Here is a 26414-nt window from a genome sequence, read left to right as displayed (position 1 = left end):
CTTATCCGGGTCGGGGCGTGCTGCCCAAGGACGACTGACGGCTTCAGCGCAGTGGATTCTTAGCTTGTGCTCAGCTGGAGAGCCGAGACTTAATACGTGAGCACTACACGCAACGAACTCGCCGCCCCCGCCGATCCCGCACCCACGTGGGATGCCATGGTGCGCGAACATGGGGATCGCATCTTCCGCCTGGCCTACCGGCTGACCGGTAACCGCCAGGACGCGGAGGACCTGTCCCAGGAAGCGTTCGTGCGCGCCTTCAAGGGCCTGGAGAACTACACTCCGGGCACCCTGGGCGGCTGGCTGCACCGCATCACCACCAACCTGTTCCTGGACGGGGCGCGCCGCCGCTCCAAGATCCGCTTCGACCGTTTCGCCGAAGGGGCCGAGGACCGTTTGGAAGGCACCGCGCCGGGCCCCGAACGCGGCTTTGAACTGAACAACCTGGATGTGGACGTGCACAACGCCCTGAAGGCGTTGCCGCCGGAGTTCCGAGCCGCGATCGTCCTGTGTGACCTTGAGGGGTACTCCTACGAGGAAGTCGCCAACGCCCTGAACGTGAAACTGGGCACGGTGCGCTCACGCATCCACCGTGGACGGGCGATGCTGCGTGATGCGCTGGCACACCGCAACCCCGCCAACACCAAGGCCCCGCTGACGGTTTCGCTGCCGCGCATCGCCGGCAAGATCATGCCTAGCGCCAGCTAGCACGCCGGGGCACCGGCTCTCGACACGGCAGCGCGCTTAGGCCGATGCCCAGATGACAGGGTAATCTTTCTATCGTGGAGTTTGCAGGTATCAACGGTAGCGAGTTCGTCGTTTTGGCGATTCTCGCGGTGGTGATCTTGGGCCCCGAAAAGCTTCCCGAGTACGCCCGGAAACTGGCGAACCTGGTCAAGGAACTGCGCCGCATGGCCAACGGGGCCAGGGAGCAGCTGCGGGAGGAAGTGGGCGACGAAGTCGCCGACATGGACTGGAAGAAACTGGATCCGCGTCAGTACGACCCGCGGCGGATCATCAAGGAAGCCCTGGTCGATGAATTCGATGAGGCGGTCACCGCCGCAAAATCCGCCCCGGCCGCCCCGATCCGCAAATCCGTGGCCCCGGCGGCCACCGACCGCCTGGCCCCGGGGGAGCCGGCCCCCTTCGACGACGAGGCCACCTAGCCTGGAGGCTTCCTCCAACAACACAATCCCCTGCCCCGGTATGGCCCGGCAGCAGGGGATTACTTGTTCCTAAAGCCCGACACCGGTTCGCTGCCGGTAAAGGGCGAACCGGCATCCGGCCGGAGAACGGCTAGCTGTACTGGATTACCGGGGTGGACAAATCCACCAGCGCCCGCGCGTGGCGGCGGTGCTCATGGATCAGCGCCGGCAGGTCCAGTCCCGGGATGGCACCGTCCAGCACCCGCCACCGCCCGGCGACCATGACCCGGTCGGCCTTGTCCGCACCGCACAGCAGCAGGGCGGCCAACGGGTCCTGGCTGCCCGAGAAGCGCAGCTCATCGGTCTTGAAGAACGCCAGGTCCGCCTGCTGGCCCACCGCGATGCGGCCAATGTCCCGGCGTCCCAGCACCCGCGCCGACCCCTCGGTGGCCCAGCGCAGCGCGCGTTCCACCGGTACGTCCGCCCCGTAGCGCAGCCGCTGCAGGTACAGGGCCTGACGGGCCTCCAGGATCATGTTCGAGCCGTCGTTGGAGGCCGAACCATCCACGCCCAGCCCAACCGGGACCCCGGCCTGCTCAAGCTCCAGCACCCGGGCAATGCCCGAGGACAGGCGCATGTTCGAGGTGGCGCAGTGGGTCACGGCGGTGCCCGCCGCGCCCAGCTGGCGGATCTCGGCGTCATTGAAGTGGATGCCGTGCCCCAGCCACGTGTGCGCTCCCAGCCAGCCCACGCTGTCCAGGTAGTCCAGTGGCCGCAGCCCGAACCGGCTCAGGCAGAACTCCTCCTCATCCAGGGTTTCGGCCAGGTGCGTGTGCAGGCGCACCCCGTAGTGCCCGGCCAGGCGCGCGCTTTCGCTCATGGCCTGGGTGGTCACCGAGAACGGGGAGCAGGGGGCCAGGGCGATCTGGATCGTGGCGCCCTCCCCGGGCTCGTGGTAGGCCTCGATCAGCCGCTGGCTGTCGGCCAGCACCACATCCAGCTCCTGCACCGTGGACTGGGGCGGCAGCCCTCCGTCATCCTCTCCCAGCGTCATCGACCCGCGGGTCAAGGTGGCGCGCATCCCAAAGTCCCGCACCGCGGCGACCTCAATGTCAATGGATTCATCCATGCCCGCCGGGAAGAGGTAGTGGTGGTCGGCGGCGGTGGTGCAGCCCGAGAGCAGCAGTTCTGCCAGCGCCACCCGCACCGCGGCGTCCAGGGCTTGTGGGGTCAGCCGCGCCCACACCCGGTAGAGGTTCTGCAGCCACGGGAAGAGCGGGGCGTTGGCCGCCGGTCCCCAGGCGCGGGTCAGGGTTTGGTAGAAGTGGTGGTGCGTGTTGACCAACCCCGGCGTGAGCACATGGTTGGCCGCGTCAAAGACCTCGGTATACGCGGTGGTGGGCTGCGCCCCGCAGGGGACCAGTTCAATGATCAGATTGTCCCGGACGACGATGCCGTTGCCGGCATCGGTGTCGCTGAGGATGCCTTGCGGGTTTTTGATCCAAAGGGTGCTCGGGTGCGGCATGGCCGACATTCCTTTCGTTGAAAAAGTAAAATGCCAGCTCAGTTTGCCTGTCTGCTGATCCAGGACGCCGCAGCGTGCTTAGGACATTAGCAGCGCCGCGGCGCCGGGGCAAGACGCTGCGCGATGCCGGTCCACCCCGTGACCGGCCGCGGACTACACGTTTAGCGGCAGCGAGCGCCCGGCCAGGCCACGGGGCCGGTGCACCAGGGTGCGGGAGATCTGCCGCAGCCGCCGGGACACCTCCGCGTCCGGGTCAGAGAGCACCACCGGCACCCCGGCGTCCGAACCCTCGCGCAGGGATTCCTCCAACGGCAGCTGCCCCAGCAGCGGCACCGGGTAGCCCAGCTGTTCACCCAGCGAGTCGCTGAGCACCTGGCCGCCGCCGGAGCCGAAGATTTCCATGCGTGTGCCGTCCGGCAGCTGCAGGTAGCTCATGTTCTCCACCACGCCGATGACCTTCTGCTGGGTCTGCAGGGAGATGGTGCCGGCCCGCTCGGCCACCTGGGTGGCGGTGGACTGCGGGGTGGTGACCACCAGCAGCTGCGAGTTCGGCAGCAGCTGGGAGACCGAGATGGCGATGTCCCCGGTGCCCGGGGGCAGATCCAGCAGCAGCACGTCCAGGTCCCCGAAGTACACGTCGGACAGGAACTGCTCCAGCGCCCGGTGCAACATCGGTCCGCGCCAGATTACCGGCTGGTTTGAATCCAGGAACATGCCGATGGAGATCACCTTCACCCCGTGGGCGACCGGCGGCAGGATCATCTCATCGACCCGGGTCGGGTTCTGCCTGGTGCCCATCAGCGCCGGGATGGAGAACCCGTACACGTCAGCGTCGATCAACCCGACCTTCAGCCCGTCCGCGGCCATCGCCGCGGCCAGGTTGGCGGTGATTGAGCTCTTGCCGACCCCGCCCTTGCCGCTGGCCACGGCAATGACCCGGGTCAGGGAGTTCGGGTCGGAGAACGGGGTGCGCCGTCCGGCCAGCGAGTCGCGCAGTTCCTTGCGCTGTTCCGGGCTCATGACGCCCAGCTCAAGGTCCACCTGGCTGATCCCCGGCACGCTGAGCGCCGCGGCGCGCACGTCGGCCTCGATGGTGGAGCGCATCGGGCAGCCGGCGATGGTCAGCAGCACGGTCACCCGCGCGGTGTTCCCCTCCACGCTGGCGTGGGGGACCATGTTCAGTTCGGTGATGGATTTGCGCAGTTCCGGGTCGATGACCTTGGACAATGCGGTGCGCAGCTGCTCGTTCGTGCTCACTTGCCACCTTGGCTCTCATGCGGGCCGGGGCCCTGGTCGATTTGCGGGATCAGGCCGGTGTGCTGGGCCGGCTTGCGGCGCGGGTTCTTCGCCCGCAGGTGCAGCTCCTCACCCTCGCTGGTTTCCAGCAGCTCCTCCAGCACGTTGCGCAGTTCGGAGCGCACATAGTCGCGGGTGGCCACATCCTGCATGGCCAGGCGCAGGCTGGCCAGCTCACGGGTGAGGTATTCGATGTCGTACAGGTTGCGTTCGGCCCGGGCCCGGTCCTCGGTGAGCGAGACCCGGTCGCGGTCATCCTGCCGGTTCTGGGCCAACAGCAGCAGCGGGGCGGCGTAGGAGGCCTGCAGGGAGAGCATCAGGGTCAGCGCGGTGAAACCCAGCGCGGCCGAGTCAAAGCGCCAACCGGCCGGGGCCCAGGTGTTCCAGATGAGCCAGAACGCGCAGAAGATGGTCATGTAGACCAGGAACTGCGGGGTGCCCATGAAGCGGGCGAACTTTTCGGTGGTGGAGCCGAAGGCGTCCGGGTTCGGGCTGAATCGGGGCAACAGCCTGGCGCGGGCCGACATCGGGGTGTCCAGGCCGGTGGCCTGACGCTGCTCTGGCATGCGTGTTGCTCCTTCGATCGGGAACGCGGTCCGCGCTGCGGCGGCACCGGTTCGGACGGTGTGCGTGCGGTTCCCGGGCCGGGGCGGCACCGGGCCAAGCGTGGTCTAGTGCTGGCTGCGCCAGTCCTCGGGCAGCAGGTGGTCCAGGACGTCATCCACGGTGATCGCCCCCACCAGGCGGCCATCGGAGTTGACCACGCCCAACGAGGTGAGGTTGTAGGTGGCCAGGTGGCGCACGACCTCCGAGACGCTGGCGTTGTCCGGGATGGGTTCCAGCTCCTTGTCCAGGATGTCACCCAGCGGCTCCGGGGGAGCGGCACGCAGCAGCGCCTGGATGTGCACGGCTCCCAGGTACTTGCCGGTGGGGGTCTCCAAGGGCGGGCGCACCACGTAGACGGCCGAGGCCAGGGCGGGGGAGAGCTCCTCGCGGCGCACGGCGGCCAGCGCCTCGGCCACCGTGGATTCGGGGGTGAGGATCACCGGCACCGGGGTCATCACCGAGCCGGCGGTGCCTTCGGGGTAGGCCAGCAGGCGGCGCACGTCATCGGCCTCCTCCTTGCTCATCATGTCCAGCAGCTGGACCTTGGTGTCCTCGTTCAGTTCACCAAGCAGGTCCGCGGCGTCATCCGGGTCCATCTCCTCCAGCACGTCCGCGGCACGCTCCAGGCCCAGGGCGGAGAGGATCTGGACCTGTTCGCGGTCCGGCATTTCCTGCAGCACATCGGCCAGCCGGTCATCCTGCAGGTGGGCGGCGATCTCCAGGCGGCGCTTGGCGTTCATCTCATGCAGCGCGTCGGCGAAGTCCGCCGGCTTCATCTCATCGTGGGCCGCGACGAACGTGTCCGCGGATTGTGGCTCGTGGGCGCCGACCGGGATCACCTGCTCCCAGGAGACCAGCACCCGGTGGCGCCGGTTGCGGCGCAGGCCCAGCAGGCTGGAGCCCGGTTCGGCGCGCTGCACGAAGTACTCGTTGACCTCCCAGTCGCCCATCCGGGTCTGGATCAGGCCCACGTCTTCGACCACGCCGTGCCCGGTGCCGTCCCGGAAGGCGATCTTGCGGTCGAAGATTTCCGCGGCGATGAGGGTTTCGGCCCCGCGCTGCTGGAAGCGGCGCATGTTCACCAGCCCGGAACAGATGATCTGGTTCGCCTCCATGGACTGGATGCGGGTCATCGGCACGAAGACCCGGCGCTTGCCCGGGACCTCGACGACCACGCCCACACAGGATTCTGACTTCTTGGGCCCGCGGGAGACCACGACCACATCGCGCAGCCGGCCCAGCCGGTCGCCGAGGGGGTCAAAGACGTCCAGCCCCAGCAGGCGGGCAACGAAGATCTTGGAAACAGTGGAGCTCACCACCCCAGCGTATCGCGGTCAGCTGGTGCAACGGGGGCAATTGTGATGCGATTGCCCGGCGTGAAGCTTTCACCCTCAGCGATAGCTGGGCACCATATGGGGGTTTGCACAGCAAATGCATGCACAATATAGGTATGACCCAGCCGCTTGGAGCCAATATGCAAAGTGCCGGGGGTTTGCCGCGGGGCGAACTGCTAGGCCGCTACACCTCATACCTTGATGCCCAGAAACTGGTGGACTATCTGGCCGACAATGACTTCCCGGTCTCCTCGGTCACCATTGTGGGCAATGACCTGCGCACCGTGGAACGGGTCACCGCCAAGCTCTCCTACCCGAAGGTGGCGTTGGCCGGTGCCGCGCAGGGCGCGATGATGGGCTTCTTCGTGGGCCTGCTGTTGTCCCTGTTCAGTCCGGACGGCGGGCTCTACCAGATCCTTTCGGCGATCGGGCTGGGCATGGCGATCTGGATGATCGCCGGGGTGGTCAGCTATTCGATGCGCCGCGGCAAGCGCGACTTCGCCTCCTCCAGCCAGTTTGTGGCCACCAGCTATGACGTGGTGGTGGACTTCGCCAACGCGCAGAAGGCCCGCGCCCTGGCCTCGAAGCTGCCAATGCACCCGGGCCACGCCCCGGTGGCACAGGCCCCGGCCGCCCAGCCGCCGGCCGCCCAGCCGTCGGCGCCGCAGAACCCTCCGGCCTCCACCGGGGCCACCGCGGCGGCCCCTGGTGCCCCGGCCGAACCGCAGGCCCCGTCCTCCGGTCCCAGCGGCACCTTCCCGGATTTGCCCGATGGGCGCCCGCGCTACGGGGTGCGGGTGAATCAGCCGCAGGCCGCGCCCGGCGCCGAGCAGCAGTCCGGCCAGGAGCAGCACCCGGAAGGCCAGGCCCCGCAGCACACCGAGCCCGGTGAACGCGACGAGAGCCAGGCCGAACCGGTGGTGATCCGCCCGGAAAACGAGGCAACCCCCAGCGGCGAGCCACAGCCCGAATCCAAGCACCCGGGTAACCCAGGACATCCGGGGGAACCGGGCACCCCGGGCAGCGGACCGCAGAACGAGGGACGCTAGCTGCCGGACACCGGCGCGCACCACGGCGTGCGACCCGGTTGCCGGTGAAAGACAAAGCGGTGGGCCACGGAAGGAATTCTTCCGTGGCCCACCGCTTTTCTCTGTCCTGCCCTGGCGTCGCGCCGGCCGGCTTAGCCGCGCAGCTTGGACATCCAGGCCTCAACCTCATCCGGGTCGCGCGGCAGCGCCGCCGAGAGGTTCACCCCGCCCTCGGCGGTGACCAGGATGTCATCCTCGATGCGCACCCCGATGCCGCGGTACTCCTCGGGGATCGCCAGGTCCTCGTTCTTGAAGTACAGGCCCGGCTCGATAGTGAAGACCATGCCCTCCTGCAGCTCGGCGTCCAGGTAGAGTTCCGCGCGGGCCTGAGCGCAGTCGTGCACATCCAGTCCCAGGTGGTGACTGGTGCCGTGCGGCATCCAGCGGCGGTGGTGCTGCCCCTCGGGGGAGAGCGCCTCCTCCAGCGGCACCGGCAGCAGGCCCCAGGAGTCCAGGTTCTCGGCCAGCACGCGGGTGGCGATGTTGTGCAGGTCGCGGAACTTCAGGCCCGGCTTCACCGCGGCGAATGCGGCGTCGGCGGCATCCAGCACGGCCTGATAGATCTTGCGCTGCACGTCGGTGAACTTGCCCGAGACCGGCAGTGAGCGGGTGATGTCGGCGGTGTACAGCGAATCGGCTTCCACCCCGGCGTCCAGCAGCAGCACTTCGCCCTCGCGCACGGTCCCGTTGTTGCGGATCCAGTGCAGGATGGTGGCGTTGTTGCCGCTGGCGGCGATGGTGTCGTAGCCCAGTTCGTTGCCCTCGGCCCGGGCGCGGGCGAAGAAGGCGCCTTCGACGATGCGTTCCCCGCGCTGGTGGGCGATGGCCTTGTCCAGGCTGCGCACCACGTCCTCGAACCCCTCAATGGTGGCGGCTACCGAGTGCTTCAGTTCCTTGATCTCGTACTCGTCCTTGACCAGACGCAGTTCGGAGACGAATTCGGCCAGCTCGTTGTCCAGGGCGTCGGAGGCCTGAAGGTCCTGGCCGGTGTTGATGCGGGAGGTGTCCACCAGGGCCTCGACGTTCAAATCGACCTCGCGCACCAGGCGGATGCGGATGCCGCCCAGGGCCTGGGGGCCGGAGTTCTTGGTGATCGCCATTTCCAGCTGCTCCAGCCCCTCGGTGGGCATGCCGGTGCGGGCGGACATCTTGGACAGCGTGGGGCGCGGGCCGATCCAGAATTCCCCGGACCGCGAGTTCAGGTAGAACTCGGTGGAGTCCCGTCCGGCCATGGGGGCGAAGTACAAGGTGGCGCTGTGGTTGCCGCCTTCATCCCCGGCGCCCTTGTCGGTGGGTTCCAGGATCAGCACGGCATCCGGCTCATGGTCCACACCCAGCCCGGTCAGGTGGGCGAAGGCCGAGTGCGGGCGGAAACGGTAGTCGGTGTCGTTGCTGCGCACCTTCAGCGGCCCGGCCGGGATGACCAGGCGCTCACCCGGGAAGCGCTCGGACAGGGCCTTGCGGCGCTGCGCGGCATAGCTGGCGGCCTCATCGGCGTCGGGCAGCTCGGAGGTGTCCGGTGCCCAGTTCGAGGCCATGAATTCCTTGAAGGCCCGCGAGGTGGGTCGCTGCGAGCGGTTGTTGACGCGGTCTTCCAGTGGTTGATCGTTGCCGGGGGTGTTCGATGCATCAGTGGTCATAGTTCCCATATTCTCACCTGCCGCCGGTGCGCACAAAGCGCGCGGCGACCGGATAGTCTAGAGCCATGCTGATCGACCTGCACGCCCATTCGAATATTTCCGATGGCACCGAACCTCCGGGCCAGTTGATTGATTCGGCGGTGGCGGCGGGGCTGGACGTGGTGGCGCTGACCGACCACGACCAGACCACCGGGTGGCACGAGGCGCGGGCGCGGGCCGTGGAACGCGGGATCGGGTTCGTGCCGGGGATGGAGATCACCTGCCATTCGCGCACCGGGATCAGCGTGCACCTGCTCAGTTACCTGCATGACCCGACCTACAAGCCGTTGCTTGATGAACTGGAGGTCACCCGCACCGCCCGCGAGTACCGGGCGCAGCGGATCGTGGGGCTGCTCTCGGAGGACTACCCGATCAGTTGGGAGCTGGTCCAGGAACACACCCAGCCGGGCACCACGGTGGGCCGCCCGCACATCGCCGACGCGCTGGTCACCGCCGGGGTGGTCGGCACCCGGGAAGAGGCCTTCGCCAGCATGCTCTCCTCCCGGTCGCGCTACTACGTCTCCCACCCGGCGGTGTACCCGGTGGACGCCGTGCGCCTGGTGCGCGAGGCCGGCGGGGTTCCGGTCTTCGCCCACCCGATGGCCTCGGCCCGCGGACGAGTGGTGCCCCCGGAGGACTTCGAGGAGCTGATTGAGGCGGGGCTGGCCGGCCTGGAGATTGACCACCGGGACAATTCCGAGCCCGGGCGCAAGTTCCTGCGCGAGTTGGCCCAGCGCCATGACCTGATCATCACCGGGTCCTCGGACTATCACGGGGCGGGCAAGCCGAACCGGCTGGGGGAGAACAGCACCGACCCGCAGATGCTTCAGCGGATCTTGTCCGCCGGCACCGGCTCCCCGGCCTCAATGTAGCGGGTTCGCTCGCCCAGGCGGGACTGCATGACCTCAATGGCCTGCGGGTTCTGGTCCACCAGCAGGAAGCGGCGTCCAAGCTTCGCGGCCACCGCGCCGGTGGTGCCCGAACCGGCGAAGAAGTCCAGCACCCAGTCATCGGGGCGCGAGGACGCGGTGATGATCCGGCGCAGGATGCCCTCGGGCTTCTGGGTGGGGTAGCCGGTCTTTTCCCTGCCGGTGGGCGAAACGATGGTGTGCCACCACACGTCGGTGGGCAGCTTGCCGCGTTCACGTTTTTCCGGGGTCACCAGCCCGGGAGCCATATAGGGTTCGCGGTCCACCTCGGTGGAGTCGAAATGGTAGGCCTTGGGGTTCTTCACATACACCAGGATGGTGTCGTGCTTGGAGGGCCAGCGCCGGTTGGTGCGCGCCCCATAGTCATACGCCCAGATCAGTTCGTTCAGGAAGCAATCGCGGCCGAAGATCTCATCGAGCAGCACCTTGACATAGTGCACCTCACGGTAGTCCAGGTGCACGTACAAGGTGCCGTCCTCCGCCAGCAGCCGGTGCGCCTGAACCAGGCGCGGGGCGATGAAGCTCAGATAGTCATCGAAGCGGTCCTGGTAGGAGCGCGCCTGGCCCAGCTCGGTGATGTAGTCCAGGCCCTTGAAGCCAATCCGGTCGCCTTCCCCGGCGGCGGCACGCACCGTAGTGCGCGCCGCGCGGGTCTGCTTGCGTCCGGTGTTGAACGGCGGGTCGACGTAGATCAGGGAGAAGCTGGCGTCGGGCAGCAGGCCGAGCACATGCTGGTTATCGCCGTGCACCACCGTGTTCGGCCCGGCCGGGTCGAAGAGCGGTGGGTGTGCATCGAGCGTCGGCAGTGTCACGTGCGCGGTGTTCCTTCCATCAAAGCGTTGCTGCTGCCTGAGTCCGGCAGGCTAGTCGTCCTGCCGGGGAGCCGAGTCCTGGCTGCGGGTGCGGCGGCGGGTACGGCGCCGGCGCGGGGCGGTGCGCCCCTCTTCCTGGTTCGCGTCCCGGGTTTCGCGGTGGCGTTCGGCCTCCCGGGCCGGGCGGTCCTGCTTGCCCTTGGAATGCCCGTGCCGGTCCGCACCCTCGGCAGCGCGCGGGTTGCCGGAGGTGTCCTCGCGGCGGGTGCGCTGGCGGTTGCGCGAGGAGTTGCGCGAGCCCTCGGAGCGGGCGCGGCGCGGCTCCCCGCCGTCGGCGGTGGTCTGCTTGGCCCGCGGCAGGCGTCCCTTGGTGCCCTTGGGGATGTTCAGGTCGGCGAAGAAGTGCGGGGAGGAGGAGTAGGTTTCCACCGGCTCGGGCACGTTCAGCCCCAGCGCCTTGTTGATCAGCGACCAGCGCGGCACCGAGTCCCAGTCCACGAAGGTCACCGCGATGCCGGTGTTCCCGGCGCGTCCGGTGCGCCCCACGCGGTGCAGGTAGGTGTTCTCGTCATCCGGGCACTGCAGGTTCACCACGTGGGTGACGTCGTCCACGTCGATGCCGCGGGCGGCCACATCGGTGGCCACCAGGATCTCAACCTTGCCGGAGCGGAACGCCTTCAGCGCCTGTTCGCGCGCTCCCTGGCCCAGGTCCCCGTGCAGGGCCCCGGCGTTGAAGCCGCGGTCGATCAGCTCATCGGAGAGCTTGGCGGCCGACCGCTTGGTCTGGGTGAAGATGATCGTCTTGCCGCGGCCCTCGGCCTGCAGCAGGCGGGCGACCATCTCGTCCTTGTCCAGCGAGTGGGCGCGGTACACCAGCTGGCGGATGTTGCGCTTGGTGATCGAGTCGTCGCCCGGATCCGCGGCACGGATGTGCATGGGACGGGACATGTAGCGCCGGGCCATGGTGATCACCGGGCCGGGCATGGTGGCGGAGAACAGCATCGCCTGGCGTACCGGGGGCAGGGCGGCCAGGATGCGCTCCACGTCGGGCAGGAAGCCCAGATCCAGCATTTCGTCGGCCTCGTCCAGCACGACGGTGGCGATCTGCTTCAGGTTCAGCACGCGCTGGCGGTTCAGGTCGATCAGGCGCCCGGGGGTGCCCACCACCACGTCGGTGCCGGCCTTCAGGGCCGCGATCTGCTCCTCATAGGGACGCCCACCGTAAATGGTGGTGACCCGGACGCCGGCGTGCCGGGAGGCCTGGGCCAGGTCCGCGGAGACCTGCAGGGCCAGTTCGCGGGTGGGGGCCACGATCAGTGCCTGCGGGGCGCCGGGGAATTCCAGGCGTTCGTAGCCCTCATCGGATTCGCGCACCACGCGCTGCAGCGCGGGGATACCGAAGCCCAGGGTCTTGCCGGTGCCGGTCTTGGCCTGGCCGATGATGTCATTGCCGGCCAGCGCGACCGGCAGGGTCAGCGACTGGATCGGGAAGGGGTGAATGATGCCGGCTTCGGAGAGCGAGGCGACAATGTCCTGGCGCACATTGAAGTCGGCGAACGTCTTGGGTGCTTCTTCAGGCGCCGCGGCGGCGTCCTGGGTGGTCGTGTCAGTCACGATGTCCATATTCTCGTTTCACGTTGGCGTCCCGGCCTGACCTGGGCCTCCGGCGAACGGTGCCCGGGAACGGTGTCCCGGCGGGCAGGGGAACGCGGTCCAGCGGAGCCGATCGCTACATGCACCACCGCGACGTAGTGGCGGTGGGGGATGGTGACCGCTGGGAAGTCACCACGAAAACTGTTGTCTCTCGTTTAGCGCGGCGCGACCGGGCATCCTAAATAACTTTGTCCTTCTAGCATATCGGGTTTTGCCCCCGGACGTCTCATGGTGTGACTTTGCTCGCCACCTGGCTGAAACGGCAGCGCCGGGTCAGCGGGTCGGCCTCCTCCAGCCGCACCGAGACCAGGCTGGCGGCCGGAGCGCTGCCGGTGAAGGATCCGGTGATTGCCTCACCGAGCAGCTGGACCTGTCCGGGACGGAGCTTGCCCTGGCCATTGGCGGTTGCGGCGGTAAGCACCACCGCGTCGAAGTGCTCACCCACCCGGTGCTGCAGCACCCAGGCCTCGATCAGGGCGATGCTGGCCCGCCCGGCCGCTGCGGCCTCCGCGGAGCTGGTGCGCATCAGCCCGGGCAACTCTTCCAAGGCCTCCAGCAGTGGCTGCGGGATGGGACGCTGCCGGCACAGCAGGTGACAGGTGAGCAGCACAAAACGGTCCACCAGGCGGCGCAGCGGCGCGGTGGCGTGCGCGTAGGGGGCGGCCAGTGCCGCCTGCACCAGCTCGGTGTCGGGTTGGCCGTTGATCACCTGATAGTCGGCGCCGCGGAAGAGCGCGGCCGCCCGATGCATGAGCACCAGCTGGGCCGGGTCGCAGACATCCAGGGTGCGCAGGAACTGCCCGTAGTCCAGGTGCTCCTCCCAGCGGTGGCCCAGCACCCGGCTTTGCATCCGGAACTCGGCCAGGTCCTCGGGCCGCGGCGGCGGCATGGTGCGCAGGATCCCCACCTTGTGCTGCAACATCAGCTCGGCGGCGGCCATCCCGGTCAGCAGTGAAATCTGGGCGTTGTAGTCCTCCACCGGCAGGGGAGTGCGGCTGACCAGCGTGTAGTTGCCGTGGGCGTCGACCTGAACATCCTGTTCGGGCAGGTTCAGGCTGGCCCCGCGCCGGCGGGCCTCCTGGCTGATGCGCAACCTGCCGATGCGCTGCAACAGCACCAGCTGCGCATCAGGGGCGCCGGCGTCCAGCTGCTGCTGGGCGGTGAGGTAGTCTCGCTTGGCCCGGGAGCGGATCATGGAGCGGTGCAGGGCGGTGTGCCGCAGTTGGCCCTCCGCGTCCAGGTCCAGCACCCAGATGAACGCCCGCCGGGGGCGCCCGGGCAGCAGCGAACCGTGATCCTCCCCAATCACCTCGGGATGCAGCGGGATGCGCCGGTGCGGCAGGTAGATCGTCTGCCCGCGTTGGCGGGTGGCGGCGTCCAGCACACCGCCCAGCTCCACCAGGGCCGGCACATCGGCGATGGCGTAGTGGATACGGTACCCGGTGGCGGTTTCACTCAGGTGCATGGCCTGGTCCAGGTCGGTGGAGGTGGCCGGGTCCAGGGTGAAGAAGGGCAGATCGGTGTGATCTTCGGGGGCCGGGGCCAGTTCGGCCACAGCGCGTTCGGCGGCGGCGAGCACCGGGGCGCTGAAGGGCCCGGGCAGCTGGAACTCACCCTCCAGCTGCTCAAGCAGCTGTTGCAGGGTGGTGCTGCGGACAGGGGCGGGGACTTGGACCTGACGATTGAACACAAGCCCAGCATAATCACCGGCGCTGGTGCCAGTCATGGAAAACGCCGGTGGCCCCCGGCGCGCGGAACGCGGCGGGGGCCACCGGCAGGCCGGTCTGCGGCCGGCGAAAAAGATTGGGCGCTACTGGGCGAAGCCCACGCGACGCACCTGGTCCGGACCGATCTCGACGTAGGCGATGCCCGGAACCGGGACGATCACGTCGCGGCCCTTGTTGTCGGTCAGCCGCAGCTGCCCGCCGTCATTCAAGGCCTTGGCAACGATTTCGGAGATTTCAGCGTTGTCCTTGTCGGATTCGAGCACGACTTCGCGGGCGACATTCTGGATGCCAATACGGATTTCCATGGAGTTCTTGATCCTCTCGAAGGTTCATTGACTGCCCCGTGCGGGCGCCTGCTGCGCCCATACGCTGGACCTAGAACCAAATCTAGCTACTTTTCCTTCGGGAACCGCGCAATTCCGCGCCAAGCTAAAAGCGAGATCAATTCGATCGCCGTCTGCTGCGGCACGGCGCTGTCGGTGGTCGCCCAGTAGCGGGCGGAGACCTGGGAAAGCCCGGCCAGGGCCCGGCCCAGCAGGTTGCCCTCGTCCTCGGTGAGCGGGGTATCGGCCACTACCACCGCGGCGATGGCCTCCGAGAGCTGGGCGTTGAACTTCTCAATGCGTTCGGAGATCAATGGGTCGGCCAGCACATCGGATTCGAAGATCAGCCGGTAAGCCTGGGATTCACGGCTGATGTACTGGTAATACGTGTCGATCGTGTTGTAGACGCGCTGGCGGTTGTCATCGGTGGAGGAGATGGCGGTGTCCAGCAGTTCGGAGAATTCGGCCAGGTGCACGTCCAGCAGCGCGAGGTACAGTTCCCGCTTGCCCGGGAAATGCTGGTAGAGCACCGGCTTGGAGACCTCGGCGACCTCGGCAATCTCATCCATGGACGCCCCGTGGTAGCCGTGGGCCACAAAGACCTGGTGGGCGGCGGCCAGCAGCTGGCGGCGGCGGGCCTCGCGGGGCAGGCGTTGGGTGCGTGTCCCCTTGCGTTCATCGGTACCCGACATCTCGTGCCTTTCAGCGTGGTGGCCCGGGCTCGCGGCGCCCCTGGTCAGGGGCAGGCCGGGAAGCCTCCTTGTGTGTAGTATTCCACGTTGCGTTGCAAAAGTGGCGCTCTTCGCGGTGGCCAGAGCCCTGAACGGGGTGGGCCGGCGAGGCGCGGCAACGCGGTGGGCTAGGCGCTTCGGGTGTCCTGCTGCAGTGGGCAGCTGGCCGGCTGCACCGCCGGGGAGGGGGTGGGCTGGGCCGCGGGGGCCGGGGCGCCGGCCTGCGGCAGCTCCAGGCCGTAGAGGGTGTTCAGCGCCTGGACGTACTCCTCGGTGCGTCCTTCGGCGGCCAGTTCGCGGGCCCGCACGGTTGGCACATGCAGCAGCTGGCGCATCATCCGGCGCATGGCCAGTTCCACCTCGTTCGCCGCGGCGGTGCACCCGTGCTGGGAGCGGACCTTGGCGACCTCGGCTTCCAGCACCTGCTGGGTGTGCCGGCGCAGTGCCACGATCGCCTGGTCGGCGTCGCGTTCACGCTGGGAGGCGTCGAATTCCTCGGCGGAGCGGGCCACGATCTTGCGGGCCTCGTATACGGCCAGGGACTGTTCGTCCGGCGCGGCCATCCGCACCGATTCCAGGGTGATCAGCTCAACATCGGACAGCTCGGCCAGGGCCGGGTCAAAGTCGTGGGTCAGGGCCATGTCGATGGCGATCAGCGGGTGGCGCGGCACGCGCAGTGCGGCCAGCCGCGCGGCGGCCAGCTGGGTGCCGCTGCCGCTGCAGCCCACGAGCACGTCGGCCTGGCGCAGTGCCTGCTCCAGTTCCTCGGTGCTGATGGCCTGCACGCCGCGCTTCTGCGCGAAGTCCGCAGCCCGCCCGGAGGTGGAGTAGACCTTGATGTGCTTTACGCCGCGTTCACGCAGCAGCGCCAGGGTCACCCCGGCGTAGGCTCCGGTGCCAAAGAGCACCACTTCCTGGTCCTGCCAGGAGCGGTTGGCCTGCATCAGGTCATCGGCCAGGTCCAGGGCCACGGAGACCACGGACTTGCCCTGGGCGCCCAGTGCGGTTTGGGAACCGACGTCCTTGGCGGCGCGGGTGGCCGATTCAAAGAGGCGGGTGAGGTTGCCGGTGGTGGTCTTCTGCTGCTGGGCCTGGGTCAGGGCGCGGCGCACCTGTCCGGCGATTTCGCGTTCACCGACCACGGCGCTGTCCAGTCCCGCGCCCACGGAGAAGAGGTGGTCGATGACGGCGCGTCCCTCGAAGCGCAGCAGCTTGCTGTCCAGCAGGTGGGCGGGTACGCCGCTGTGGGAGGAGAGCTGGTGGACCAGTTCGGTGGCCGCGGAGAGCGGGGAGGCGACATCGGCGTAGATTTCGAAGCGGTTGCAGGTGGATAACACCACGGTGCCGTTGATGTTGTCGCAGGCCTGAAGGGTCGCGGGAGCCAGCTCGGTGGCCGCGGCGCTGAGCTGTGCCACGGTTTCCAGATCGAGCTGCGAGTGAGATGCAACGAGAGATAGGTAAACCACAGTGATACCTAGATTAGGCCTGGGTACCTGTTTCGACAACGAAGGTGAACCTATCCTCGAGGTCGTTTTCGACATTTTGTAGAAAAGTTTTCGACGAGTTGTAGAGGTTTTTCGACACGTCGTAGAGGTTATCTTGCTCACCTCGTGAGCCTGCTCACCCGACGGGGTGGGCATTTGTCGCCAAGACTTGGCAGAATTGGGCACATGACCCTGCCTGCACACCATCCGATGGTTGATGGACGTACGAGTAATTCCGACCTGATTACCGCCCTGCGCGGCGGCACCCCGCGCCGCACCCCGGTGTGGTTCATGCGCCAAGCCGGGCGCTCGCTGCCCGAATACCGCGAACTGCGTGAGGGCACCACGATGCTCGATTCGTGCCTGAACCCGGCGATGGCCAGTGAGATCACCCTGCAGCCGGTGCGCCGGCACAAGGTGGACGCGGCAATCTTCTTCTCCGACATCGTCATTCCGCTGCGCCTGGCCGGAATCGGGGTGGACATTGTCCCCGGGGTCGGTCCGGTGCTCAGTGAGCCGGTGCGCACCGCCGAACAGGTCGCGGCCCTGCCCGAACTGACCGACGAATCCCTGGAACCGATCCGCGAGGCGGTGGCGCTGACCGTCGCCGAGCTGGGCTCCACCCCGCTGATCGGCTTCGCCGGCGCCCCCTACACGGTGGCCGCCTACATGGTCGAGGGCAAGCCCAGCCGCGACCACCTGGGCCCGCGCACCATGATGCACGCCGAACCCGAGGTATGGAAGGCGCTGATGGACTGGGCCGCGGACGCCTCTGGCAAGTTCCTGCGCGCCCAGGTGGAGGCCGGCGCCTCGGCCGCGCAGCTGTTTGACTCCTGGGCCGGCTCCCTGCCGCTGGCCGACTACCAGCAGCACGTGGCCCCTGCCTCGGTGCGCACCCTGGATCATGTGCGGGACCTGGGCGTGCCGCTGGTGCACTTTGGCACCGGCACCGGGGAACTGCTCACCGCCATGCGCGATGTGGGGGTGGACGCGGTGGGCATCGACTACCGCATCCCGCTGGATGTGGCCGCCCAGCGCCTGGGGGACACGGTTTCCCTGCAGGGCAACATCGACCCGGCGCTGCTCTTCGCCCCCTGGCCGGTGCTTGAGGCGCACGTGCGTGAGGTGGCCCGGCGCGGTGAGGCCGCCCGTGGGCACGTGATGAACCTGGGTCATGGGGTGCCGCCGAACACCGACCCGGAGGTGCTGAGCAAAGTGGTCGAACTCATTCATTCGCTGTAGCCGCGGGGGACTAAGCTGGTGGCGGGCGCCGTGCGGTTCCCGCCACCGGCGCCGGCCGCCGGCAGCGCCGCACCGAACGCGGCGCCCAAGATCAAGTGGTAACAACACGCCGAAACAGGCAAGGGGTTAGCGTAGGAACATGATTGACGAGCGTGGCCAGCAGGCCCGGCACAATCCATCGACGACCCGGGTGCGCCGTGACATCGCCACCGACGCCGCCGCCCATGCGTTGCGCCTACTGGAGAAGATCCGCACCTCCACCCAGCGTCCCGGCCCGGACACGGCCGGCGAGCAGGCGGGCAAACCGCATGCGATCGTGATCGGCGGCGGGATCTCCGGGCTGGTGGCCGCCCACGAACTGCAGCAAACCGGGCACCGGGTGACCGTGCTGGAAGCCGCCGCCGACTTCGGCGGGTGCCTGCGCCGCATGGAGGTGGCCGGGCTGCAGCTGGATGCCGGCGCCGAATCCTTCGCCGTGCGCTCGAACACGGTGGCCGAGTTCCTGCAGGAGCTGGACATGGGGCAGAAGATCGTGCCCACCAGCGGGATGAGCGCCTGGCTCACCCAGCAGCGCGACGAGCACGTTGAATCCCACCCGATGCCCGCCAGCTCCCTGATGGGCATCCCCGCCCAGGTGCGCAGCGACGAGGTCCGGGCCCTGATTGGCCGCCCGGCCGTGGTGCGCGCCGCCGCCGACCTGGTCACCCCGATGCCCAAGAAGTGGGCCACCGAGAAGCTGAGCGTGGGCGAGGTGGTGCGCCAGCGGATGGGCTCGGCCGTTCTGGAGCAGCTGGTCGCCCCGGTGGTGGCCGGGGTGTACTCCACCGACCCGAACCAGGTGGACATCGACGCCGCCGCGCCCGGGCTGCGCCAGGCGATGCAGGACACCGGCTCGCTGGCCCGCGCCGTCGCCCAGCTGCAGGGCCAGGCCCCGGCCGGTTCCCGGGTGGCCGGGCTGCAGGACGGCATGTACACGCTGATCACCGAACTGACGGCCCAGCTGCGCGAGGCCGGGGTGAACCTGGTGCGCAACGCCCCGGTCACCGCCCTGGCCCATGATCCGCAGGCCGCCGAACCCTTCACCGTCACCAGCCATACCGAGGTGCTGCACGCCGACAAGGTGGTGGTGGCCACCCAAGCCGCCGCCGCCGCCCCGCTCCTGCAGCCGCTGCTGCCGGCCGGCACCCTGGCCGGCGCCGGACGCGAGTCGAACTCCATTGCCCTGGTGATCCTGGTGGTGGACAAGCCCGAACTGGACGAGGCCCCGCGCGGCAGCGGGGTGCTGGTCACCGAGGGCTCGACGATCAAGGCCAAGGCCCTGACCCACTCCACCGCCAAATGGCCGTGGCTGGGGGACGCCACCGGACCGGGCACCCACGTGGTGCGCCTGTCCTATGGGCGCATCGGACACCGCGAACCGCTGGTGGAGGCCGGCAACGACGCGGCGCTGACCAGCCAGGCAATCGCCGACGCCGCCACCATCCTGGGCGTGGACGTGGGCGAGGACGACGTGCTGGGCAGCGCGATCTCCCGCTTCAGCGACATGGTGCCGCTCACCGGCAACGCCCAGCGCCAGGCCAACGCCCGGCTGGACGAGGCGCTGCAGGACCTGCAGGGGCTCAGCGTGGTCGGGGCCTGGCGTTCGGGCACCGGCCTGGCCCGGGTCATCGCCCACACCAGGGCCCAGGTCGCCATCAGCGCCAGCTAGCCCCACCCGACCCGCCGGCCCGGGACCCATGCGCCGGCCACCAAGACCATTGACCGAGAATCCAACCGAGGAGAGAACCATGACTGAACGTCCAGAGAACAACTCACCGGTGCTGCGTGACCGCGAGGCCGCCGGCAACGCCACCATGTATTACACCCTGTGGACCGTCTTCAAGCGTTCGGTCCCGGCCGAGCGCGGGCAGGGTGCGGCCGAGTTCGAAACCCTCGTTCAGGAGCTGGCCGACCAGGGCGTGAGCGTGCGCGGGCTCTACGACGTCTCCGCGATGCGCCAGGACGCCGATGTCATGGTGTGGATCCACGGTCCGGCCGCCGAGCTGCTGCAGGCGGGCATGCGCCGGATCCGGCGCAGCGCCCTGTTTGCCGGCACCGAGATCGCCTACTCCACCATGGCCGTGCACCGCGAGGCCGAATTCGCCAAGGACCACTCCCCGGCGTTCGCCCGCGGCCTGGATGCCAAGGAATGGATGACCGTCTACCCGTTCGTGCGCTCCCACGACTGGTACACCCTGGACCCGGCTTCCCGCGGCAAGATGCTGCGCGACCACGGCATCCTGGGCCGCGACTTCCCCAACGTGCTGGCCAACACCGTGGCCGCGTTCTCCTTCAGCGACTACGAATGGCAGGTCTGCCTGGAGGCCGATGACATGATCGACCTGGTCGACATGATGCGCCACCTGCGCTACACCGAGGCCCGCCACCATGTGCGCGAGGAAACCCCGTTCTACACCGGCCGGCGCATCAGCGCCGCCGAGGTTGCCGAGGTCCTGCAGTGAACCAGGACTTCGACCCGCGCATCGGGTATGACGCCAACGGCACCATGACCCCCAAGCCCTACGACGCCCTGCTGCTGGCCAGCTTCGGCGGACCGGAGGGCCAGGAGGACGTGATCCCGTTCCTGCGCAACGTCACCGCCGGGCGCGGCATCCCCGATGAGCGCCTGGAGGAGGTGGCCGTCCACTACCGCACCAACGGGGGCGTGTCCCCGATCAACGCCCAGAACCGGGCGCTGAAGGCGGCCCTGGAGGCCGAGCTGGAGGCCCGCGGCATCCAGCTGCCGGTCTACTGGGGCAACCGCAACTGGTACCCGATGATCAACGACACGCTCAAGCAGATCGCCGCGGACGGGCACCGCAAGGTGCTGCTGCTGGGCACCGGCGCCTACGCCGGGTACTCGGCCTGCCGCCAGTACCGTGAGGATCTGGGCATGGGGCTGCGCGAAACCGGGCTGGAGGGCGTGGTGGAGGTGGACAAGGTCCGCCAGTTCTTTGACACCCCGGCCTTCGTGGAGCCGTTCATCGACGGGGTGAGGCAGTCCCTGGCCAACGTGCGCGAGCAGCTGGCCGATCGCGGGAACCCGGAGGGACGGATCAAGATCGTGTTCGTCACCCACTCGATCCCGATGAGCGACGCGAACGCCGCCGGGCCGGCCGCCGAGCACGAAAACTACCCGGAGAACCTGTATACCGCCCAGCACCGGGCGGTCGCCGCCCACATCCTGGCCCACGTGCCCGAGGCGGAGGGCCTGGAGGATTCGCTGGTCTACCAGTCGCGCTCCGGGGCCCCGCACATTCCGTGGCTGGAACCGGACATCAACGACGCGCTGGAACAGGACGCTGCCAATGGCGTGGCCGGCGTGGTGGTGGTGCCCATCGGCTTCATCTCCGACCACATGGAGGTGCTCTGGGACCTGGACACCGAGGCGAAGGACACCTGCGCCGAACTGGGCCTGGCCTTCTGCCGGGTGCCCACCCCCGGCACCCACACCAAGTTCGTCTCCGGACTGATCGACGTCATCGAGGAACGCCTGACCGGCCCCGACGGCGCCCCGCGGCGCACCGGGCGGGTCAGCGCCGTGGCCGGCGGGCCGTGGTTCGACGTGTGCCCGGCCGCGTGCTGCGTGAAGCCGGCCCAGGACGGCTCCCTGCGCCCGACCATCGCCGGGATGGACTCCGAGGTGGGGGTGCCCCAGCCATGAGCGAATCCTTCACCGTGGGAACCCGGGGCAGCGCCCTGGCCACCACCCAGACCGCGTGGGCCGCAAACCAGCTGGCCGAGCTGAGCGGGCTGCGTGCCGACACCGTGCTGGTGCGCACCGAGGGGGATGTGGTCACCGGATCACTGGCCACCCTGGGCGGCACCGGCGTGTTCGCCGCCGCACTGCGCCAGCACCTGCTGGATGCCGGGTGCGATCTGGCCGTGCACTCGCTCAAGGACCTGCCCACCGTGCAGCCCCAGGGCCTGGCGCTGGCCGCGATCCCGGTCCGCGAGGACGTGCGGGACGCGCTGTGCGCCCGTGACGGGCTGAGCCTGGCCCAGCTGCCCGATGGTGCCAAGATCGGCACCGGCTCCCCGCGCCGCGCCGCCCAGCTGCTGGCCCACCGCAAGGACCTGCAGATCGTGGACATCCGCGGCAACGTGCCCACCCGGCTCGGCCGGGTCAAGGGCGTGGGCGAAACCCTGGATGACGGCAGCGTGGGACGCACCGTGCAGGGGGATCTGGACGCGGTGATCCTGGCCGCGGCCGGGCTGCACCGGTTGGGGATGGAACGGCACATCACCGAATACCTGGATCCGGCGATCATGCTGCCGGCCCCCGGCCAGGGGGCCCTGGCCGTGGAGGTGCGCTCCACCGGCAGCGGCGCCCCCGAACTTGATGCCGCACTGGAACGCTTCGATGACACCGCCACCCGCTGGCAGGTTGCCGCCGAACGGGCGCTGCTGAACACCCTGGAGGCCGGCTGCGCCGCCCCGATCGGGGCCCTGGCCCACTTCGAGGGCGAACAGCTGGTGCTGGAGGCCGTGGCCTGCCGGCCCGACGGCACCCAGATCATGCGCCAGTCCCACGCGGCACCGGTTAGCGATGAGGCCGGGGCGTTGGACGTGGGCCGGGCGCTGGCCCACCGGATGCTGGAGAACGGCGCGGCGGTCATCGCCGGGCTGGCCTAGGCACCCATGGCCCCGCACGCGATTATCCTGCGCGCCGCCCACCGGGCGGCGACCACCGTCGCCGAGTTCGCCCGGCTGGGCATCGACTCCAGCTGCACCCAGCTGATCGAAACGGTGTGGCCGCAGGATTTGACGGCGCTGGATGAACGCGTGGGACGGCTGGCCGCCGGGGAGTACCAGTGGGTCATGCTCACCTCGGTGAGCACCGTGCACGTGCTCGCCCAGCGCCTGGCCGGCCGGCCCCTGCCCCCGCACACCCGGTTCGCGGCGGTGGGTGCCAGCACCGCGGCGGCCGCCGGGCGGCTGCTGGGGCGCGAGGTGGACTTCCTGCCCGCCGAACAGTCCGCCGCCGGGATGGTGCGCGAGTTCTTTTTACCGCCGGGCACCCGGGTGCTCTACGCGCACGGGGACCTGGCCAGCCCCACCCTAAGCCAGGGGCTGCGCGGCTGGCAGGTGGCGCTGGATGAAGTCATCGCCTACGCCACCGTCCCGGCCGGCGGCGACCAGCATCCGGTGCACGCGCTGCCGGCACCGGACGGGGTGCGGGTCCTGGACCCGCAGCAGATGCTCGGCGCGCTGCCGCACAGCCAGCTGGTGGTGTTCGCCGCCCCCAGCATCGTGCGCCGCTTCGCCGAACTGGCCGGAACCAGCCTGGCCGTCGGGCTGGGCACCATCGCCATCGGCGCCCCCACCGCCCGGGCCATGGAACAGGCCGGGATCCGGGTGGACGCCACCGCCGCGGACCCCACCCCCGCGGGCCTGGCCGCCTGCGCCCGCCGGCTGCTGCAACGCGAACCGGAGCCCGGCCAGCACCGCCCACACACTTAGCCCGGACCGTTTCAGGTCCCGAACCGATGGAGGAAGTTGCCATGTCATTCCCGCAACACCGGCCACGCCGGCTGCGCCAGAACCCGGCCATGCGCCGGCTGGTCGCCGAACATGAACTCAGTGCCCGCCAGCTGATCCTGCCGGCCTTCGTGCGCGAGGGGATCAGCGAACCCAACCCGATCGCCTCCATGCCCGGGGTCGTGCAGCACACCATGGACACCCTGAAGTCCGCCGCCACCGAGGCCGCCGAGCGGGGCCTGGGCGGCATCATGCTCTTCGGCGTGCCCGCGGTGCGCGATGCGACCGGCTCCGGGGCCATCGCCGAGGACGGGATCCTGAACCGGGCGATCGCCGCGGTGCGCGCCGAGGTCGGGGACGAACTGGTGGTCATGTCCGACGTGTGCCTGGACGAATTCACCTCACACGGCCACTGCGGCGTGCTGGACGCCCACGGCCAGGTCGACAACGACGCCACCAACGCCATCTACGCGCAGATGGCGGTGATGCACGCCGAGGCCGGCGCCCACGTGCTGGGCCCCTCCGGGATGATGGACGGGCAGATCGCCGCGATCCGCCAGGCCCTGGAAGCGGCCGGGCACACCAACACCGCGATTCTGGCGTACGCCGCCAAATACGCCAGCGCCTTCTACGGCCCGTTCCGCGAGGCCGTGGATTCCCAGCTGGTCGGGGACCGGCGCACCTACCAGATGGACGCGGCCAACCGCCGCGAGGCGCTGGTGGAGGTCGAACTGGACCTGGCCGAAGGCGCGGACATGGTGATGGTCAAGCCGGCCATGAGCTACCTGGACATCGTCGCGGACATCGCCGCGGCCTGCAGCGTGCCGGTCTCCGCCTACCAGATCTCCGGGGAGTACTCGATGATCGAGGCCGCCGCCGCGAACGGCTGGATCGACCGCAAGGCCTCGATCCTTGAATCCCTGCTGTCCATCCGGCGTGCCGGGGCACAGCAGATCCTGACCTATTGGGCCGCCGAAGTGGCTGGCTGGTTGAACGAAGGAAAGAAGTAGATGTCGAAATCAGATGAACTCTTCGCCCGGGCCCAAGAGGTCATGCCCGGGGGAGTGAACTCCCCGGTGCGGGCCTTCGGCTCCGTGGGCGGGGTGCCCCCGTTCATGGCCAGCGCCAAGGGCGCCTACCTCACCGATGTGGACGGCAACGAGTATGTGGACCTGGTCTGCTCCTGGGGCCCGGCCCTGCTGGGGCACCAGCACCCCGAGATCCAGGCCGCCGTGCACCGCGCGGTGGACCAGGGGCTGTCCTTCGGGGCCTCCACCCCGGATGAGGTGAAGCTCGGTGAGCTGATCAAGCAGCGCATGGGCGGGGTGGAACGAGTGCGGATGGTTTCTACCGGCACCGAGGCCACGATGACCGCGGTCCGCCTGGCCCGCGGCTACACCGGGCGCGAGCTGATCATCAAGTTCGCCGGCTGCTACCACGGGCACCTGGACGGGCTGCTGGCCTCGGCCGGTTCCGGGGTGGCCACCCTGGCGCTGCCCGGCTCGGCCGGGGTGACCGCCGCGACCGCCGCCGAAACCCTGGTGCTGCCCTACAACGACCGCACCGCTGTGGAGGAGGCCTTCGCCGAGCACGGGCAGAACATTGCCGCGGTCATCACCGAATCGGCGCCCTGCAACATGGGCGTGGTGACCCCGCAGGAGGGGTTCAACAAGTTCCTGAAGGACACCACCGCCCAGCACGGCGCCCTGCTGATCCTGGATGAGGTGCTCACGGGGTTCCGGGCCTCGGACGCCGGGTACTGGGGGCTGACCGGCCGGCAAGAGGGCTGGAACGCGGACCTGTACACCTTCGGCAAGGTCATCGGCGGTGGCCTGCCCACCGCCGCCCTGGGCGGACGCGCCGAGGTGATGGACTACCTGGCCCCGCTGGGGCCGGTCTACCAGGCCGGAACCCTTTCCGGGAACCCGGTGGCCATGGCCGCGGGCATCGCCCAGCTGACCCACGCCACCGACGAGGTCTACGCCCACCTCGCCAAGCAGTCCCAGGCCCTGGAGACCGCCCTGGTCAACGCGCTGAACGAGGCCGGCGTGAACCACTCGATCCAGCGTGCCGGCACGCTGTTCTCGGTGGCCTTCGGCACCGCGGACACCGGGGTGCAGAACTACGCGGAGGCGCAGAAGCAGGAGGCGTTCCGCTACGCCCCGTTCTTCCACTCCATGCTGGACTCCGGGGTCTACCTGCCCCCGAGCGTCTTCGAGGCCTGGTTCGTCTCTGCGGCACACGATGATGCGGCCATGGAACGGATCATCAACGCGCTGCCGGCCGCGGCCCGCGCCGCCGCCAACGCCAGCGCCTGATCTGCCCACGCTGAGCCCGAACCCGCCGGAAGCGGGCAAGGCAACGGCCCGCCTCCCCACGAGGGGAGACGGGCCGTTGCCTTGCCGGTATGCGGGTGCTGGCGCCGGGCCGGGCCGCGGAACCGGCTTACTTGTTGGTGGCCGGCAGCACGCTGCCGTCGCTCCAGGTGTCCTCGATGTACTTGTGCACCTCATCGGAGTGCAGCAGCTCTTCGAGCTTGGCGATCGCCGCGGTTTCCTCACCCTCGCGCCAGGTCAGGAAGTTGGCGTTCGGGTTGTTCTCGGCCGATTCCTGGTACAGGATCTCCTCCGGGTTCAGCTTGGCCTGGACAATGTAGTTGCCGTTGACCAGGGCAAGGTCCGCCGACTTGCCGTCCTTGTAGAACTGCGGCACCTGCTCGGAGTTGACCTCCTCGAACGTCAGGCCCTTCGGGTTCTTCTCGGCATCGCCCTCAACGGTCAACGCCGAATCCCCGTCGGCCAGGTTCTTCAGCAGACCCGCCGACTCCAGCACGCGCAGGCCGCGCAGCTGGTTCACCGGGTCGTTGTTCAGCACCACGCGCGCCCCGTCGGTGACGTCCTCGGGCTTGTCGAACTTCTGCGAGAACGCGGTCAGCGGTTCGACGTGCACGCCCTCGCCATGCTCGAACTTGTAGCCCTTCGCCTTGACCTGGTCGGCCAGGTAGGCCTCGGTCTGGAAGTAGTTGGCGTCAATGGTGCCGTCTTCCAGGGCGATGTTCGGGGTCTGGTAGTCATCGATTTCCGTGATGTCCAGGTCGATGCCGGCATCCTTGGCCAGGTTGGCATCGATGTACTCCAGGATCTGGGCGTGCGGCACCGCACTGGCGCCGACCTTCACAACGGTCGGGTTCGCCGGGTCCAGGCTCGCGTCGGCGGCCGGTTCCGGGGAGCTTCCGCCGCCGCAGGCGGTCAGGGCCAGCACGGTGGCGACGCCGGTGGCGGCAAGTGCGAGTTTCTTGCGCAGCATGGTGTTGTCCTTTG

The 26414-nt window shown here is 68.8% G+C and carries 24 protein-coding genes; 12 read left to right on the top strand and 12 right to left on the bottom strand.

Annotated features, from left to right (window positions below; translation table 11 throughout):
* The first annotated feature begins 156 nt into the window (after window positions 1-156).
* Both GcLGCM259_RS09980 and GcLGCM259_RS09975 read left to right on the top strand, forming a co-directional pair.
* Window positions 157-708, top strand: a complete 552-nt coding sequence (locus tag GcLGCM259_RS09980) for a sigma-70 family RNA polymerase sigma factor (protein WP_138177616.1) — start codon at window positions 157-159, stop codon at window positions 706-708.
* 74 nt (window positions 709-782) lie between these two features.
* Window positions 783-1166, top strand: coding sequence for a sec-independent translocase (locus tag GcLGCM259_RS09975; RefSeq protein WP_138177418.1), 384 nt, complete (start codon window positions 783-785; stop codon window positions 1164-1166).
* 130 nt (window positions 1167-1296) lie between these two features.
* On the opposite strand, the gene GcLGCM259_RS09970 is transcribed toward GcLGCM259_RS09975, so the two are convergent.
* The 4 genes from GcLGCM259_RS09970 to GcLGCM259_RS09955 all read right to left on the bottom strand — a co-directional run bounded on the left by GcLGCM259_RS09970 (window position 1297) and on the right by GcLGCM259_RS09955 (window position 5888).
* Window positions 1297-2670, bottom strand: coding sequence for an 8-oxoguanine deaminase (locus GcLGCM259_RS09970; RefSeq protein ID WP_138926520.1), 1374 nt, complete (start codon window positions 2668-2670; stop codon window positions 1297-1299).
* Between the two features lie 153 nt (window positions 2671-2823).
* Window positions 2824-3927, bottom strand: coding sequence for an Mrp/NBP35 family ATP-binding protein (locus tag GcLGCM259_RS09965; RefSeq protein ID WP_138926519.1), 1104 nt, complete (start codon window positions 3925-3927; stop codon window positions 2824-2826).
* Complete coding sequence (locus GcLGCM259_RS09960; protein WP_138926518.1) at window positions 3924-4532, bottom strand: DUF1003 domain-containing protein; 609 nt, start codon at window positions 4530-4532, stop codon at window positions 3924-3926. Before GcLGCM259_RS09960 ends, GcLGCM259_RS09965 begins: the two co-directional genes overlap by 4 nt.
* Before the next feature lie 105 nt (window positions 4533-4637).
* Window positions 4638-5888 (bottom strand): magnesium transporter MgtE N-terminal domain-containing protein, encoded by a 1251-nt coding sequence (locus GcLGCM259_RS09955; RefSeq protein WP_138177426.1) that lies wholly within the window; start codon window positions 5886-5888, stop codon window positions 4638-4640.
* A gap of 134 nt (window positions 5889-6022) precedes the next feature.
* Between GcLGCM259_RS09955 and GcLGCM259_RS09950 the strand changes: the two genes are divergently transcribed.
* Entirely contained in the window at window positions 6023-6955 is a 933-nt protein-coding gene (locus tag GcLGCM259_RS09950; protein ID WP_175419390.1) for a YflT domain-containing protein, read from the top strand.
* Window positions 6956-7086: 131 nt separating this feature from the next.
* On the opposite strand, the gene GcLGCM259_RS09945 is transcribed toward GcLGCM259_RS09950, so the two are convergent.
* Entirely contained in the window at window positions 7087-8634 is a 1548-nt protein-coding gene (locus GcLGCM259_RS09945; RefSeq protein WP_138926517.1) for an aminopeptidase P family protein, read from the bottom strand.
* Between the two features lie 65 nt (window positions 8635-8699).
* Here GcLGCM259_RS09945 and GcLGCM259_RS09940 point away from each other — a divergent pair, with 65 nt between their 5' ends.
* On the top strand, window positions 8700-9545 hold the full coding sequence (locus GcLGCM259_RS09940) for a PHP domain-containing protein (RefSeq protein ID WP_138177430.1): 846 nt from the start codon (window positions 8700-8702) through the stop codon (window positions 9543-9545).
* On the opposite strand, the gene GcLGCM259_RS09935 is transcribed toward GcLGCM259_RS09940, so the two are convergent.
* The 6 genes from GcLGCM259_RS09935 to GcLGCM259_RS09910 form a co-directional block, all read right to left on the bottom strand.
* The gene (locus GcLGCM259_RS09935) at window positions 9500-10414 is read right to left on the bottom strand and encodes a DNA-methyltransferase (RefSeq protein WP_246049521.1); all 915 of its coding nucleotides are present in this window, start codon (window positions 10412-10414) and stop codon (window positions 9500-9502) included. The two genes, GcLGCM259_RS09940 and GcLGCM259_RS09935, sit on opposite strands and share 46 nt — an antisense overlap.
* A 51-nt stretch (window positions 10415-10465) precedes the next feature.
* Entirely contained in the window at window positions 10466-12037 is a 1572-nt protein-coding gene (locus GcLGCM259_RS09930; protein ID WP_138926516.1) for a DEAD/DEAH box helicase, read from the bottom strand.
* Window positions 12038-12293: 256 nt separating this feature from the next.
* Window positions 12294-13757 carry an RNB domain-containing ribonuclease gene (locus tag GcLGCM259_RS09925; RefSeq protein ID WP_175419389.1) on the bottom strand — a complete coding sequence of 488 codons (1464 nt, stop codon included), beginning with the start codon at window positions 13755-13757 and terminating at the stop codon, window positions 12294-12296.
* Window positions 13758-13877: 120 nt separating this feature from the next.
* Window positions 13878-14099: a DUF3107 domain-containing protein gene (locus GcLGCM259_RS09920; protein ID WP_138177436.1), complete on the bottom strand. Its 222-nt coding sequence runs from the start codon at window positions 14097-14099 to the stop codon at window positions 13878-13880.
* Between the two features lie 86 nt (window positions 14100-14185).
* Window positions 14186-14809: a TetR/AcrR family transcriptional regulator gene (locus tag GcLGCM259_RS09915; RefSeq protein ID WP_138177438.1), complete on the bottom strand. Its 624-nt coding sequence runs from the start codon at window positions 14807-14809 to the stop codon at window positions 14186-14188.
* Window positions 14810-14976: 167 nt separating this feature from the next.
* Window positions 14977-16314 carry a glutamyl-tRNA reductase gene (locus GcLGCM259_RS09910; RefSeq protein ID WP_138926514.1) on the bottom strand — a complete coding sequence of 446 codons (1338 nt, stop codon included), beginning with the start codon at window positions 16312-16314 and terminating at the stop codon, window positions 14977-14979.
* Window positions 16315-16518: 204 nt separating this feature from the next.
* Between GcLGCM259_RS09910 and hemE the strand changes: the two genes are divergently transcribed.
* From hemE to hemL, 8 genes are all read left to right on the top strand, one after another.
* Window positions 16519-17574, top strand: coding sequence for a uroporphyrinogen decarboxylase (gene hemE / locus GcLGCM259_RS09905; RefSeq protein WP_138926513.1), 1056 nt, complete (start codon window positions 16519-16521; stop codon window positions 17572-17574).
* A gap of 139 nt (window positions 17575-17713) precedes the next feature.
* Window positions 17714-19282, top strand: coding sequence for a protoporphyrinogen oxidase (gene hemG, locus GcLGCM259_RS09900; protein WP_138926512.1), 1569 nt, complete (start codon window positions 17714-17716; stop codon window positions 19280-19282).
* 79 nt (window positions 19283-19361) lie between these two features.
* A complete protein-coding gene (gene hemQ, locus GcLGCM259_RS09895; protein ID WP_138177446.1) occupies window positions 19362-20075 on the top strand; it encodes a hydrogen peroxide-dependent heme synthase in 714 nt (237 codons plus the stop codon).
* Window positions 20072-21277: a ferrochelatase gene (locus GcLGCM259_RS09890; RefSeq protein WP_425459775.1), complete on the top strand. Its 1206-nt coding sequence runs from the start codon at window positions 20072-20074 to the stop codon at window positions 21275-21277. Before hemQ ends, GcLGCM259_RS09890 begins: the two co-directional genes overlap by 4 nt.
* On the top strand, window positions 21274-22248 hold the full coding sequence (hemC, locus tag GcLGCM259_RS09885) for a hydroxymethylbilane synthase (RefSeq protein WP_138926511.1): 975 nt from the start codon (window positions 21274-21276) through the stop codon (window positions 22246-22248). Before GcLGCM259_RS09890 ends, hemC begins: the two co-directional genes overlap by 4 nt.
* Before the next feature lie 6 nt (window positions 22249-22254).
* On the top strand, window positions 22255-23076 hold the full coding sequence (locus GcLGCM259_RS09880; RefSeq protein WP_138926510.1) for a uroporphyrinogen-III synthase: 822 nt from the start codon (window positions 22255-22257) through the stop codon (window positions 23074-23076).
* A 41-nt stretch (window positions 23077-23117) separates the two neighbouring features.
* Window positions 23118-24104, top strand: coding sequence for a porphobilinogen synthase (hemB, locus tag GcLGCM259_RS09875; RefSeq protein WP_138177452.1), 987 nt, complete (start codon window positions 23118-23120; stop codon window positions 24102-24104).
* Window positions 24105-25412, top strand: a complete 1308-nt coding sequence (hemL, locus tag GcLGCM259_RS09870; protein WP_138177453.1) for a glutamate-1-semialdehyde 2,1-aminomutase — start codon at window positions 24105-24107, stop codon at window positions 25410-25412. It abuts the gene before it with no gap.
* Window positions 25413-25539: 127 nt separating this feature from the next.
* Here hemL and GcLGCM259_RS09865 read toward each other — a convergent pair whose 3' ends face one another.
* On the bottom strand, window positions 25540-26400 hold the full coding sequence (locus GcLGCM259_RS09865) for a MetQ/NlpA family ABC transporter substrate-binding protein (protein WP_138177455.1): 861 nt from the start codon (window positions 26398-26400) through the stop codon (window positions 25540-25542).
* Window positions 26401-26414: the final 14 nt, after the last annotated feature.

The organism is Glutamicibacter creatinolyticus (assembly GCF_006094275.1).
GTDB lineage: Bacteria > Actinomycetota > Actinomycetes > Actinomycetales > Micrococcaceae > Glutamicibacter > Glutamicibacter creatinolyticus.
This window is presented reverse-complemented; position numbering and strand designations above follow the sequence as displayed.